The sequence below is a fragment of the Pseudomonas sp. TE3895 genome (assembly GCF_056278855.1).
On the sequence record NZ_JBWBQE010000001.1, the window covers coordinates 6,078,801 to 6,093,308 of the forward strand.

The following is a 14,508-nucleotide window of genomic DNA, read 5'->3' on the forward strand; positions in this document are numbered from 1 at the left end:
CGACCATGGGCTGTGACTATCGTCGCCATAGTTTGGACTTGTACCGCCCACCCCGTAGAATCCTCGGCCAACGATGCCAGGAGCCGACCCGATGCTGACGGTGATTTCCCCCGCCAAGACCCTCGACTACGACACCCCGCCAGTGACCGAGCGTTTCACCCTGCCCCAGTACCTGGATGAATCCCAGGCCCTGATCCAGCAACTGCGCGAACTGTCGCCGGCGCAGATCAGCGAGCTGATGCACCTGTCCGACAAGCTCGCCGGCCTGAATGCGGCGCGCTTTGGCAGCTGGACCCCAGACTTCACCCCGGCCAATGCCAAGCAGGCGTTGCTGGCGTTCAAGGGTGACGTGTACACCGGCCTCGATGCCGAGAGCCTGAGTGACGACGACTTCAGCTACGCTCAGGACCACCTGCGCATGCTCTCGGGCCTATATGGCCTGCTGCGCCCGCTCGACCTGATGCAGCCCTACCGCCTGGAGATGGGCACCAAGCTGGCCAACGCCCGCGGCAAGGACCTGTACGCCTTCTGGGGCACGCGCATCAGCGAATGGCTGAACCAGGCCCTGGCCGACCAAGGCGATGACGTGCTGTTGAACCTGGCCAGTAACGAGTATTTCAGTGCAGTGAAACGCAGTGCACTGAAGGCCCGGGTGATCAACGTCGACTTCAAGGACCAGAAAAACGGCCAGTACAAGATCATCAGCTTCTACGCCAAGAAAGCCCGCGGCATGATGAGCCGCTTCGTCATCCAGCAGCGCATCAGCACCCCGGAACAGCTCAAGCAGTTCGATGCTCAGGGGTACTACTACAGTGACGAGCAGTCCAAGCCGGACCATTTGGTGTTCCTGCGCGATCACCCCTCGGAGTGACCCTGTAACGCCCCTTCACGGCCAAACCCGCTCTTACAGGTAACGCGCTACCCGTAGGAGCGGGTTCACCCGCGAAGGGGCCAGCAGCCCCCACCCCCTCTCCGCCCTGCAACAGGGCACGCTGCAAACCGCCATAACGCCATTAATCCGACGCCAAAAATCCAGCACGCCCACCTTTATCGCCAAACGACATAAGACCGTTCATACCTTTTTTGACGAATTCTGAAAAAATTTTTCAGATGCTGGCATAAAAATATCTCGCAACAGTTACGTCCTTCATACACGGGGGTGAAACACCCGCGTGCTATCAATTTGAAACTGTCCACAACTGAATAAATATTTAGAAATCTTTCATTCGAGCGAAACCGGCTCCGGAACTTCTACCAAAGGCAATCGCTCATAGTGCCGTAACGATTGTCCTGCCTACGGGCTGTGAGAGATGACTTACAGATGACAGCGGCGGGTATCCACTGCCCGCCATAAGAAATTCGACAGGTATCACGGAACCCCCCGAAGACCTTGTCCATGCAGGAGAGACGCGTCCCTTACAAATCGTCCTAGTGGTTGATTTCAAAGGATTTATTCACTTGAAAAAACAAGCACAGCAACGCGCCAAGTAGCGCATTGCAATAAAGACGGCTGCATTTCAGGGCACGTTTTTTAATGAATGGCTATTGAGTGCCAACTTTGAGCGCATAACTTTTTGCGTTCCGGATTTATTTTGCCTGCGCTCGGCGAAGTGTGCATTCGCCATGGATCCGTGCGCCCGAAAACTGTTGTTAATCAACCCAGCCCGGCTCTCTGCGGAGGCGTCGGCGTGATAAACACATGAGGTGATAGCGATGCGTATCAGCATCTTTGGTTTGGGTTATGTGGGTGCAGTCTGTGCAGGCTGCCTGACGGCGCGTGGCCATGAAGTGATCGGTGTGGACGTGTCCAGCACCAAGATCGACCTGATCAACCAGGGCAAGTCGCCCATCGTCGAACCTGGCCTGGAAGCACTGCTGCAACAGGGCATCGCCAATGGCCGCCTGCGCGGCACTACCGACTTCGCCGAAGCCATCCGTGCCAGCGATGTGTCGATGATCTGCGTGGGCACCCCCAGCAAGAAAAACGGCGACCTGGGCCTGGAGTACATCGAGTCCGTGTGCCGCGAAATCGGCTACGTGCTGCGTGACACCACCCGCCGTCACACCATCGTGGTGCGCAGCACCGTGCTGCCTGGCACCGTCAAGAACGTGGTCATCCCGATCCTGGAAGATTGCTCGGGCAAGAAGGCCGGCGTCGACTTCGGTGTGGCGGTCAACCCGGAATTCCTGCGTGAAAGCACCGCCATCAAGGACTACGACCAGCCCCCGATGACGGTCATCGGCGAACTGGACAGCGCCAGCGGTGACATCCTCCAGGCCCTGTACGAAGAACTCGACGCCCCGGTCATCCGCAAGCCGATCGAAGTGGCCGAGATGATCAAGTACACCTGCAACGTATGGCACGCCACCAAGGTCACCTTCGCCAACGAAATCGGCAACATCGCCAAGGCGGTGGGCGTCGATGGCCGCGAGGTGATGGACGTGGTCTGCCAGGACAAGGTCCTCAACCTGTCCCAGTACTACATGCGCCCTGGCTTCGCCTTCGGCGGCTCTTGCCTGCCCAAGGACGTACGCGCCCTCACCTACCGCGCCGCCAGCCTCGATGTCCGTGCACCGCTGCTCGACTCGCTGATGCGCAGCAACGAATCGCAGGTGCAGAACGCCTTCGAGCTGATTGAAGCCCACGACAAGCGCAAGGTCGCCCTGCTGGGCTTGAGCTTCAAGGCCGGCACCGACGACCTGCGCGAAAGCCCGCTGGTGGAACTGGCCGAGCGCCTGATCGGCAAGGGCTACCAGCTGGACATCTACGACGAGAACGTCCAGTACGCCCGTGTTCACGGTGCCAACAAGGACTACATCGAGTCGAAGATCCCGCACGTGTCGTCGCTGCTCAACGCCAACTTGCAGCAGGTGATCGACAACGCCGACATCATCGTCCTCGGCAACCGTGACGAGCAGTTCCGTGCGCTGGCCCTGCAAGCGCCAGCCGGCAAGCAGGTGATCGACCTGGTCGGCTTCATGAACAAACCGACCAGCACCACCCACCGTACCGAAGGCATCTGCTGGTAAGTGCCCGGCCGGGCAGCGATGAGGCACTCGACAAGAGCCGCCTCCTCGCTGCCCACCCTTTCCCGAATTCTCGACGGATGCTGAACATGCAAAGGCTCCAGACAGTGCTGTTGCAGTGCGCCGGGTGGCTGCTCTACATGAGCCTGCTCATGCTGATCGCCCTGGCCCTGCCAGCTGATATCTTCGACTCGCAGTCGAAGCACTTCATCTTCCTGGTCGGCGCAGTCGGCATCTGGCGCTACTCCATGGGCGCCACCCATTTCATCCGCGGCATGATCTTCCTCTACGGCGTGTACCCGTACCTGCGCCGCAAGGTGCAGAAAATGGGTAACGCCACCGACCCGTCGCATGTCTACCTGATGGTCACCAGCTTCCGTATCGAAGCGCTGACCACCGCCCAGGTGTACAGCTCGGTGATCCGCGAGGCGATCAACTGCGGCTTCCCTACCACCGTGGTCTGCTCGCTGGTGGAAATGTCCGATGAACTGCTGGTGAAGAGCCTGTGGGCCAAGTACAACCCGCCGGCCCACGTGAAGCTGGACATCGTGCGTATCGCCGGTACCGGCAAGCGTGATGGCCTGGCCTACGGCTTCCGCGCCATCTCGCGCATGCTGCCGGACGAGAACGCCGTGGTGGCGGTGATCGACGGTGACACCGTGCTGGCCGACGGCGTGGTGCGCAAGACCGTGCCGTGGTTCAAGCTGTTCCCCAATGTGGGCGGCCTGACCACCAATGAATTCTGCGAAGTGCGTGGCGGCTACATCATGAGCGAGTGGCATAAGCTGCGCTTCGCCCAGCGCCACATCAACATGTGCTCGATGGCCCTGTCCAAGCGCGTACTGACCATGACCGGGCGCATGTCGATGTTCCGCGCCAGCGTGGTGACCAACCCCGAGTTCATCGCCGACGTCGAAAGCGACTCGCTGATGCACTGGCGCCTGGGCCGCTTCAAGTTCCTTACCGGGGACGACAAGTCCAGCTGGTTCAGCCTGATGCGCCTGGGCTACGACACCTTCTACGTGCCGGACGCCGCCATCAACACGGTCGAGCATCCGCCGGAAAAAAGCTTCCTCAAGGCCAGCCGCAAGCTGATGTACCGCTGGTACGGCAACAACCTGCGGCAGAACTCACGGGCACTGGGCCTTGGCCTGCGTCGCCTGGGGCTGTTCACCAGCATCGTGTTGTTCGACCAGCGCGTGTCGATGTGGACCAGCCTGCTGGGCCTGACCGTGGCGGTGATCGCCAGCCTCAAGTTCGGCATGGCCTTCTTGCTGGTGTACCTGCTGTGGATCGGCATCACGCGCCTGATCCTCACCATCATGCTGCTGTGCTCAGGCCACAACGTAGGCCCGGCCTACCCGCTGATTCTCTATTACAACCAGATCATCGGCGCGCTGATGAAGATCTACGTGTTCTTCCGCCTCGACAAGCAGTCGTGGACGCGTCAGCCCACTGCCCTCAAGCGTGACCTCGCCAGCTTTCAACAATGGTTCAACACCTGGTCCTCACGGACCATGACCTTCTCGGCTGCCAGCATCTTCGTTGCTGTGCTGTTCATGGTCGTGTGAGCCCAACCCGGATCGGATCTAACAGGAACAAACCACCATGAATACCGCCGTGAACGTCAATGTCGTGCATGAGTCCGAAGCCCAGCGCCAACACGCCCGGGTACGCATTCCCGCCAAGCTGCGGTTCCTGGACGCCCAGCGCCAGGTCCACGAAGTCAAGGTCGAAGACCTTTCTGCCGGCGGCCTGAGCTTCCACGCCAAGCAACCGCAGTCGGTGGGCGATGTGCTGCGCGGGCGCCTGCAGTTCGTGGTCGACAACCTGGGCCTGTCGATCGACATCGAGTTCCAGGTGCGCTCGTACAACCCGGACAATGGCCGTATCGGTGCGCAGTTCCAGAACCTTGAACCTCGCGACATCGCCACGTTGCGGCACATCATCACCAGCCACCTGTCGGGTGAGCTGATCAGCATCGGCGACGTCCTCAGCACCCTGCAGCGTGACAACTTCACCAAGGCGCGCAAGCAGAAGGACGGTGGGTCGGGCCTGAGCGCCTTCGGCCGCTTCAAGGCAGTCACCGTCACACTGGGCGTGTTCGTGGTCGGCGTTGCGGCCTTTGGCTTCGTCGCCAAATCGTTGTATGGCATGTATTTCGTCAGCCACGCCGAAGCCGGTGTGGTCGCAGTGCCAACCACCAACGTCACCATGCCGCGCGACGGTACCGTAAGCAGCCTGGTCGAAAGCGGTGGGCAGATCGCCAAGGGCGCGCCACTGGCCAGCTTCACCACCAGCATGCTGGACATGCTCAAGGGCAACCTTGAAGACGCACAGCTGGAGCCGGCGAAGATCGAGGAGCTGTTCGGCAAGCAGCTGTCCGGTACCCTCACCAGCCCCTGCGATTGCGTGGTCGCGCGCCAGTTGGTGGACGACGGCCAGTACGCCGCCAAGGGCCAGCCAATCTTCCAGCTGATCCCACGCACCACCAACCCGATGGTCGAGGCGCGCTTCAGCTACCGCCAGTTCGACGAGGTCAAGCCGGGTACCCGGGTCAACTTCCAGGTGGCCGGCGAAGACGAAGTGCGCACCGGCCAGATCGTCAGCAGCGCCAGCCTCAACAGCGAAGACCTGTCCTCCGACATCCGCGTGCAGATCAAGCCAGACAGCGGCCTGCCCGCCGAACTGGCCGGCCGCCCGGCCTCGGTCAACAGCGACCGTGGCCCCTCGCTGAACTGGCTGATCGACAAAGCCGTGGCCCGTGGCCTGTGAGGGACGGACAATGATCTCTGATACCTACAAGGTCCGCGTGAACCTGGGATTGTGTGCACTGGCCGCCGCCATCACCCTGGCCGGCTGTGCCGGCCTGCCCGACCAGCGCCTGGCCAACGAGGCCATGAAGCGCGGTGACACGGCATTGGCCGAGCGCAACTACAAGGCGCTGGCCGACCTGGGCTACAGCGAAGCGCAAGTCGGCCTTGCGGACATCAAGGTGGCCACCCGCGACCCCTCGCAAATCAAGGAAGCCGAAGCCACCTATCGCGCTGCAGCCGCCACGTCGCCACGCGCCCAGGCGCGCCTTGGCCGCCTGCTGGTGGCCAAGCCGGACAGCACCCAGGCCGAGCGCGAAGAAGCAGAGACCCTGCTCAAGCAAGCGGCCAGTCAAGGCGAAAGCAACACCCTGATCCCACTGGCGATGCTCTACCTCAGCTACCCGCAGAGCTTCCCCAAGGTCAACGCGCAGCAGCAGATTGACCAGTGGCGCGCCGCCGGCAACCCGGAAGCGGGCCTGGCCCAGGTGCTGCTGTACCGCACCCAGGGCACCTATGACCAGCACCTGGGCGAAGTGGAAAAGATCTGCAAGGCGGCGCTCAACAGCACCGACATCTGCTACGTCGAACTGGCCACCGTGTACCAGAAACGCGGCCAGGCCGACCAGCAAGCCGCCCTGCTCGGCCAACTGAAGGCCGCCTACGCCCGTGGCGCAGTGCCGGCCACCCGGGTTGACAGCGTGGCCCGTGTGCTGGCCGACCGTAGCCTTGGCCAGACCGACGAAAAAACCGCCAAGGACCTGCTCGAGCAAGTAGCCCCGGCCAACCCGGCGTCCTGGGTCAGCCTGGCACAGCTGGTATACGACTTCCCCGAACTGGGCGACACCGACCAGTTGATGGCCTACATCGACAAAGGCCGCGAAGCTGAACAGCCACGCGCCGAACTGCTGCTGGGCCGTCTGTACTACGAAGGCAAAACCCTGCCAGCCGACGCTCAAAAAGCCGAGCACCACCTGCAAGCCGCTGCCGAAGCCGGTGAGATCAGCGCCCATTACTACCTGGGCCAGCTTTACCGCCGCGGCTACCTGGGCAATGTCGAGCCGCAGAAAGCCGTCGACCACCTGCTGGCCGCCGCCCGTGGCGGGCAGAACAGCGCCGACTATGCCTTGGCTCAGCTGTTCAGCGAGGGCCACGGCATCCGCCCGCAACCGGGCAACGCCTGGGTGTTCGCCCAGCTGTCGCAGGCCAACCCGACGCCGCAATCAGCCGAACTGCTGCAGCAGCTCGACCAGCAACTGACACCTGATCAGCGCAACCAGGCCCAGCAACTGCTGGACCAGGAAAAGCGTGCACGCGGCAGCCTGGCGCAGGGCGCGAATAGCACCCTGGCCCTCGAAGCCCTGCAAGACGACGAAAAAGAAGTAGACGGTGAGGACTCGCTATGACGCTCAATCCCTTCGTGAAAGCCGGCATCGGCCTGAGCTTCGCCCTGCTGTGGTCCTGCCCGACCCTGGCGGAAATGACCGCTGAAAAAAACTTCGGCCTGGACGTGAAAATCACCGGCCAGTCGGAAGACGACCGTGACCTGGGCACCCGCTCTGGCGGCGACGTCAACGGCCTGGGCCTGGATCTGCGCCCGTGGGTGTACGGCGAGCGCGGTAACTGGAGTGCCTACGCCATGGGCCAGGCAGTCGCTGCGACCGACACCATCGAAACCGACACCTTGCGCCAGAACGACGACGGCACCAGCACCGACACCGGCGACGACAGCCGTCAACCAGACAAAAGCTACCTGGCCATGCGCGAGTTCTGGGTCGGCTACAGCGGCCTTACCGCCTACCCAGGCGAGCAACTGCGCTTCGGTCGCCAGCGCCTGCGCAGCGACGATGGCATGTGGCGCGATACCAACATCGAAGCGCTGAACTGGACCTTCGACACCACGCTGCTCAAGGCCGACCTGGGCGTCGCCCAGCGTTTCAGCGAATACCGCACCGATCTCACCGAACTGGCGCCGGAAGACAAGGACCGCACCCACATCTACGGCAACGTCGCCACACAGTGGACCCCTGGCCACTGGGTTGGCCTGCGCGCTCACCACACACATGACAGCGGCAGCCTGAAGAACCCCGGCGAAACGGTCGACGCGCTGGACAAGACCCGCACTGGCGACCTTACCTGGCTGGGCCTGGAGGCCAACAGCGACGCCTACAACTGGCGCAACGACCACACCGTGAATTACTGGGGCAGCGTCACCTGGCTGACCGGTGACCGCGACAAGCTGAGCACCCAGCAGGTGGGTGACGACCAGGTCGCCACCGGCAAGCAGAGCGGTGACGTCAACGCCTGGGCAACCGACCTCGGTATCCGCCTGCGTCTGGACCCGCAATGGCAGGTCGGCGCCGCGTACGCCCGCGGTAGCGGCGGCGGCGGCGATGACGGTTCGAACAACTTCGAGCAGACCGGCCTGGAGAGCAACCGCTCCAACTTCACCGGCACCCGCTCGCGTGTGCACCGCTTCGGCGAAGCGTTCCGCGGCGAGCTGGGCAACCTGCAGGCCGCCACCCTGTTCGCTTCGTGGCAGCTGCGTGACGACTATGACGCGAGCCTGATCTACCACAAATTCTGGCGGGTCGATGGCAACCAGAACATCGGTTCCAGTGGCATCAACGCGGTGGTCAACGACAACGGCGTGAATCGCCCGCTGGTCGATGGCGAAAAAGACCTCGGCCAGGAAATGGACGTGGTCGTGACCAAGTACTTCAAGCAAGGCCTGCTGCCGGCTTCGATGAGCCAGGCCATCGACGAGCCGTCAGCCCTGGTGCGCCTGCGTGCCGGTGTATTCAAGCCGGGCGACGCCTACGGCAAGGAAGCGGACTCGTACATGCACCGCGCCTTCGTCGACGTCATCTGGCGCTTCTGAGGCCGGTAGGGGACTGACCGTGATGAACCTTCACCCGCACTTACGTCACAGCCTGTTGGCCAGTGCCTTGCTGCTGGCAAGCGGCCTGGCCACTGCCGCAGAGCCCCAGGTGATCGCCAAGGAGCTGCAGCAGGCCAAGACCTATACGGTGGCCAGCGCACCGATCGAGCCGCTGCAGATGGACCCGCCAAAGCTGCCCGACCTCACCGGTTTCACGGCCGAGGCGGTGCAGAAGAAAATCGACCGCCGCCACAAGGGCAAGGTCAGCCTGCGCCGTATGTTCCAGGAGGACACCCTCAAGGAGTTCGTTGGCGGCGACAACAAGGCCGCCGAGTGGGTGCAGCGCCAGCACGGCATCCCGCAGGCGATCTTCGTCGATGACGGCCATGTCGACCTGACCGAGTTGAGCAAGAAGGTACCCAAACAGTACTTCAGCGAAGTCGAGCCTGGGGTTTACCTGGCACGCCTGCCGATCGTGGTCGGGCAAAAGGGCATCCTCGAGATCGACGGCAAGGTCAAACAGCTGCGCCTGTCCCAGGAGGGCGGCGCTTTTCTGGTCAATGACGGCAAGCTGTTCGTAACCGACACCCAGGTGACCGGCTGGCGGGAAAAGGACAACGGCCCGGCGACCTTCCGCTCGCCCAAGGAATTCCGCCCGTTTCTGCTGTCTTGGGGCGGTACCGAGACCTATATCGTCAATACGAAGATGGCCAGCTTCGGCTACGCCAAGTCCAAGTCGTATGGCGTGAGCATCTCGCAGTACACGCCGAACATGGCCAAGCGCATGGGCCGCCCGGAGCCCACCGGCTGGATCATCGGTTCGGAGTTCAGCGACATGTGGTACGGCTTCTACTGCTACGAAACCCAGGACTTCGTGATCAAGGACAGCACCTACCGCGACAACATCGTCTACGGCATCGACCCGCACGACCGTTCGCATCGCCTGATCATCGCCGGCAACACGGTGTACGGCACCAAGAAGAAGCACGGCATCATCGTTTCGCGTGAGGTCAACGACAGCTGGATCATCAACAACAAGAGCTACGACAACAAGCTCTCGGGCGTGGTGATCGACCGTAACAGCGTCAACAACCTGGTGGCCTACAACGAGATCTACCGCAACCACACCGACGGCATCACCCTGTACGAAAGCGGCGACAACCTGATCTGGGGCAACAAGCTGGTCAACAACCGCCGCCACGGCATCCGCGTGCGCAACAGCGTGAACATCCGCCTGTACGAAAACGTCGCCATGGCCAACGGCCTGGTCGGCGTATACGGCCACATCAAGGACCTGTCCGACACCGACCGCGACATCGCCCTCGACCCGTTCGACACCAAGGTGTCGCTGATCGTGGTGGGTGGCGAGCTGTCGGCCAACGGCTCCGGCCCGCTGTCGATCGACTCGCCGCTGTCGGTCGAGCTGTACAAGGTGTCCATGCTCGCCCCGCGCAAGGCCAGCGGCATCAGCCTCAATGGTGTGCTGGGCGAGCGCCAGGACGAAATCCTCGACCTGCTGGTACGCCAGCAGAAGGCTGTGCTGATCGACCCGGTCGAACGCCAGACCGAAATGATCGATTAAGGAAGCCCAGACCATGACTCCACACCTGATGAAACTGCTGGGCCTGTCCGCCGCCCTTCTGGCAATCAGCCAGGGCGTGCGCGCCGAAGACGTCAAGGCCCCGACCTTCAACGCCGAGCCCTGCTGCCAGTTGTGCCCTGAAGCGCACGATGCCAGCCGCTACACCACCCGCTATCAGCAAAACTTCACCACGCTGGTGCAGGCCCAGGGCGACTGGCTGTTCCGCACCCGTGAAGACCTGCGCACCGAGTTCAACACCACCCCAGCCGGCTACAAACGCCTGCAGCAAGTGCACGACGCGTTCAAGAAACGTGGTGTGGAACTGGTGGTGGTGTACCAGCCGACCCGTGGCCTGGTGAACCGCAACATGCTCAACCCGGCCGAAAAAGCCGCGTTCGACTACCAGAAGGCCCTGGGCAACTACCAGGCCATGCTCAAGCGCTTCGCCAGCATGGGCTACAACGTGCCCGACCTGTCACCGCTGACCAACGAGCAACTGGCCGCCGCTGACCAGGGCAAGGACTTCTACTTCCGTGGCGACCAGCACTGGACGCCGTACGGGGCCGAGCGCGCGGCGAAGATCGTGGCCGACACCGTGCACAAGATGCCGGCCTTCGAAGGCATCCCGCGCAAGGAATTCGAGACGAAGAAGTCCGGGCGCATGGGCAAGACCGGCACCCTGCACAACGTTGCCGGCCAACTGTGCGGCACCAGCTACGCCGTCCAGTACATGGACCAGTTCGCCACCGAGCCGAAAGGCGCGAGCGGTGGCGACGACCTGTTCGGTGACAGCGGCAATGCGCAGATCACCCTGGTCGGTACCAGCCACAGCGGCAAGAACTACAACTTCTCGGGCTTCCTCGAGCAATACATCAGCGCCGACGTGCTCAACGTCGCTTTCCCAGGCGGTGGCCTGGAAGGGTCGATGATCCAGTACCTGGGCAGCGAGGAATTCCAGAAGAACCCGCCGAAGATCCTGATCTGGGAATTCTCCCCGCTGTACCGCCTGGACCAGGAAACCATCTGGCGGCAAATCCTTGGCCTGCTCGACGACGGCTGCGACGACCGCCCAGCCCTGATGAGCGCCAGCACCACCCTCAAGCCTGGCAAGAACGAGCTGATGGTCAACGGCAAGGGCGGCGTGATCAAAGACCTGATCAACCGCAACCTGCAGATGGACGTCAAGTTCGAAGACCCCTCGGTGAAGGTGTTGCAGGCCACCCTCTGGTACCTCAACGGCCGCCATGAGGACATCAAGCTGGAAAAACCGGAAACCTCCGACACCGACGGCCGCTTCGTCTTCCAGATGCGCGAAGACGAGGACTGGGCCAGCCAGAGCCTGCTGGCGTTCGAGGTACAAGGGCCGGAAAGCGGCACCCAGAAGGTCGAAGCCAAGCTCTGCAAACGCAACAACTTCGCCGTGCCTGCGCAGACCGCGCAGGCTGGCCAGTGAGGCGACCCATGACCATTTTCAAGCGAATTTCCAGCCCCGCCCTGCTCGCGTTGGCCTTGTTTGGTGGTGCCGCGCACGCCGCGCTGGTACCGCCGCAGGGTTACTACCAGGGGATCGAAAAGCTCAAGACCGGTGAGGGTAACTTCCGCTGCGAAGCGGCGCCCAAGCCATACACCGGCCCGCTGCAGTTTCGCAGCAAGTACGAAGGCTCGGACAAGGCACGGGCAACGCTCAACGCAGCCTCGGAAAAGGCCTTCCGCACGTCGACCGAAGACATCACCACGCTGGAGAAAGGCGTGAGCAAGATGGTCGGCCAGTACATGCGCGACGGCCGCCCGGCGCAACTCGACTGCACCCTGACCTGGCTGGGTACCTGGGCACGCGCCGGTGCATTGCTGTCCACCGACTACAACCATACCGGCAAGTCGATGCGCAAATGGGCGCTGGGCAGCATGAGCGGTTCATGGTTGCGGCTGAAATTCTCCAACTCGCAACCGCTGGCGGCACACCAGGCCGAGGCCGACCTGATCGAAAAATGGCTCAGCCGCCTGGCCGAGCAGACTGTGCGTGACTGGAGCGACCTGCCGCTGGAGAAGATCAACAACCACAGCTACTGGGCGGCCTGGTCGGTCATGGCTACCGCCGTCGCCACCGACCGTCGCGACCTGTTCGACTGGGCCGTGAAGGAATACAAGGTTGGCGCCAACCAGGTGGATGACCAAGGCTTCCTGCCCAACGAAATCAAGCGCAAGCAGCGCGCGCTGGCTTATCACAACTACGCCTTGCCGCCGCTGGCGATGATTGCCAGCTTCGCCCAGGCCAATGGCGTCGACCTGCGCGCCGAGAACAACTTCGCCTTGCAGCGCCTGGGTGAAGGCGTGCTGGCCGGCGCCCGCGATCCCAGCCACTTCAAGGCGCGCGCGGGCAAGAAACAGGACATGACCGACCTCAAGGTCGACAGCAAGTACTCCTGGCTCGAGCCCTGGTGTGCGCTGTACCACTGCGTCGGCGACACGCTTGAGCGCAAGCACGACATGCAGCCGTTCAACAGCTTCCGGCTGGGGGGCGATGTGACCCGGGTCTATGACCCGAGTGCAGAGCGTAAAAAGTAACACCATCCCTGTAGGCGCGGGTTTACCCGCGAAGAGGCCGGGCCTGCCATCTGCGGTGCCTTGTGCCGGCCTCATTCGCGGGTAAACCCGCTCCTACGGGGGACTAGGTATCTCCCACCATTTCGTGGGGGGTTTGGGGGGCGCTTTGCCCTGGATGCTGTGAACAAATTAGGAGAACCGGGATGGTCTTCTCGTCCAACGTGTTCCTGTTCCTGTTCTTGCCGATCTTCCTCGGCCTGTACTACTTGAGCGGGCAACGTTATCGCAACCTGCTGCTGCTGGTCGCCAGCTACATCTTCTACGCCTGGTGGCGGGTGGACTTCCTGGCACTGTTCGCCGGCGTCACCCTGTGGAACTACTGGATCGGCCTGAAAGTCGGTGCCGCCGGTGTGCGCACCAAGCCTGCGCAGCGCTGGCTGCTGCTCGGCGTGGGTGTCGACCTGGCGATCCTCGGCTACTTCAAGTACGCCAACTTCGGCGTCGACAGCCTGAACGCGATCATGACGTCGTTTGGCCTGGAGCCATTCATTCTGACCCACGTGCTGCTGCCGATCGGTATCTCGTTCTACATCTTCGAGTCGATCAGCTACATCATTGACGTGTACCGCGGTGACACCCCGGCTACCCGCAACCTGATCGACTTCGCAGCGTTCGTGGCGATTTTCCCGCACCTGATCGCAGGCCCCGTGCTGCGCTTCAAGGACCTGGTCGACCAGTTCAACAACCGCACTCACACCCTGGACAAGTTCTCCGAAGGCTGCACCCGCTTCATGCAGGGCTTCATCAAGAAAGTGTTCATCGCCGACACCCTGGCCGTGGTCGCCGACCACTGCTTCGCCCTGCAAAACCCCACCACGGGCGATGCCTGGCTCGGCGCCCTGGCCTACACCGCACAGCTGTACTTCGACTTCAGCGGCTACAGCGACATGGCCATCGGCCTGGGCCTGATGATGGGCTTCCGCTTCATGGAAAACTTCAAGCAGCCCTATATCAGCCAATCGATCACCGAGTTCTGGCGGCGCTGGCATATCAGCCTGTCGACCTGGCTGCGCGACTATCTGTACATCACCTTGGGCGGTAACCGTAAAGGCACCTTCAATACCTACCGCAACCTGTTCCTGACCATGCTGCTGGGCGGCCTGTGGCACGGTGCAAACTTCACCTACATCATCTGGGGCGCCTGGCACGGCATGTGGCTGGCCATCGAGCGCGCGCTGGGCCTCGACACCAACCCGCAGCGCTTCAACCCGGTGAAGTGGGCCTTCACCTTCCTGCTGGTGGTGGTCGGCTGGGTGATCTTCCGCGCCGAAAACCTGCAGGTGGCCGCCCGTATGTACGGCGCCATGTTCAGCTTCGGCGACTGGCAGCTGTCGGAGCTCAACCGCGCCCAGCTCACCGGTCTGCAGGTGGCCACCCTGGTCATCGCCTACCTCACCCTGGCGTTCTTCGGCCTGCGCGACTTCTACCGCAATGCCAGACCGACGCCCAAGGTGGCCCCGGTGCAGGTCAACGCGGACGGCTCGATCGGCCTGGACTGGACCCGGGTGATGACCCGCGCACTGATCCTGCTGCTGTTCGTCGCCTCGATCCTCAAGCTTTCGGCGCAAAGCTACTCGCCGTTCCTTTACTTCCAGTTCTGA

At 62.4% G+C, this 14,508-nt stretch carries 10 protein-coding genes; all 10 read left to right on the forward strand.

Features of this window, described 5'->3' with window-relative positions; translation table 11 throughout:
- Nucleotides 1-91 precede the first annotated feature (91 nt).
- The 10 genes from yaaA (at nt 92) to ACZ889_RS27555 (ending at nt 14,508) form a co-directional block, all read left to right on the forward strand.
- Nucleotides 92-871 carry a peroxide stress protein YaaA gene (yaaA, locus tag ACZ889_RS27510; RefSeq protein ID WP_180689285.1) on the forward strand — a complete coding sequence of 260 codons (780 nt, stop codon included), beginning with the start codon at nt 92-94 and terminating at the stop codon, nt 869-871.
- Nucleotides 872-1,713: 842 nt separating this feature from the next.
- On the forward strand, nt 1,714-3,030 hold the full coding sequence (locus tag ACZ889_RS27515) for a nucleotide sugar dehydrogenase (RefSeq protein WP_003251764.1): 1,317 nt from the start codon (nt 1,714-1,716) through the stop codon (nt 3,028-3,030).
- A gap of 86 nt (nt 3,031-3,116) precedes the next feature.
- Nucleotides 3,117-4,598 carry a glycosyltransferase family 2 protein gene (locus ACZ889_RS27520; RefSeq protein ID WP_003251762.1) on the forward strand — a complete coding sequence of 494 codons (1,482 nt, stop codon included), beginning with the start codon at nt 3,117-3,119 and terminating at the stop codon, nt 4,596-4,598.
- A gap of 37 nt (nt 4,599-4,635) precedes the next feature.
- Complete coding sequence (locus ACZ889_RS27525; protein WP_047604392.1) at nt 4,636-5,802, forward strand: PilZ domain-containing protein; 1,167 nt, start codon at nt 4,636-4,638, stop codon at nt 5,800-5,802.
- 10 nt (nt 5,803-5,812) lie between these two features.
- Entirely contained in the window at nt 5,813-7,246 is a 1,434-nt protein-coding gene (algK, locus tag ACZ889_RS27530; RefSeq protein ID WP_476257988.1) for an alginate biosynthesis TPR repeat lipoprotein AlgK, read from the forward strand.
- Complete coding sequence (locus tag ACZ889_RS27535) at nt 7,243-8,721, forward strand: alginate export family protein (RefSeq protein ID WP_003251756.1); 1,479 nt, start codon at nt 7,243-7,245, stop codon at nt 8,719-8,721. Before algK ends, ACZ889_RS27535 begins: the two co-directional genes overlap by 4 nt.
- A gap of 22 nt (nt 8,722-8,743) precedes the next feature.
- The gene (gene algG, locus ACZ889_RS27540) at nt 8,744-10,303 is read left to right on the forward strand and encodes a mannuronan 5-epimerase AlgG (RefSeq protein WP_003251754.1); all 1,560 of its coding nucleotides are present in this window, start codon (nt 8,744-8,746) and stop codon (nt 10,301-10,303) included.
- A 13-nt stretch (nt 10,304-10,316) separates the two neighbouring features.
- Nucleotides 10,317-11,756, forward strand: coding sequence for an alginate O-acetyltransferase (locus tag ACZ889_RS27545; RefSeq protein WP_476257989.1), 1,440 nt, complete (start codon nt 10,317-10,319; stop codon nt 11,754-11,756).
- An 8-nt stretch (nt 11,757-11,764) separates the two neighbouring features.
- Nucleotides 11,765-12,868, forward strand: a complete 1,104-nt coding sequence (locus tag ACZ889_RS27550) for a mannuronate-specific alginate lyase (protein WP_180689282.1) — start codon at nt 11,765-11,767, stop codon at nt 12,866-12,868.
- A 182-nt stretch (nt 12,869-13,050) separates the two neighbouring features.
- Nucleotides 13,051-14,508, forward strand: coding sequence for an MBOAT family O-acyltransferase (locus ACZ889_RS27555; RefSeq protein WP_047604385.1), 1,458 nt, complete (start codon nt 13,051-13,053; stop codon nt 14,506-14,508).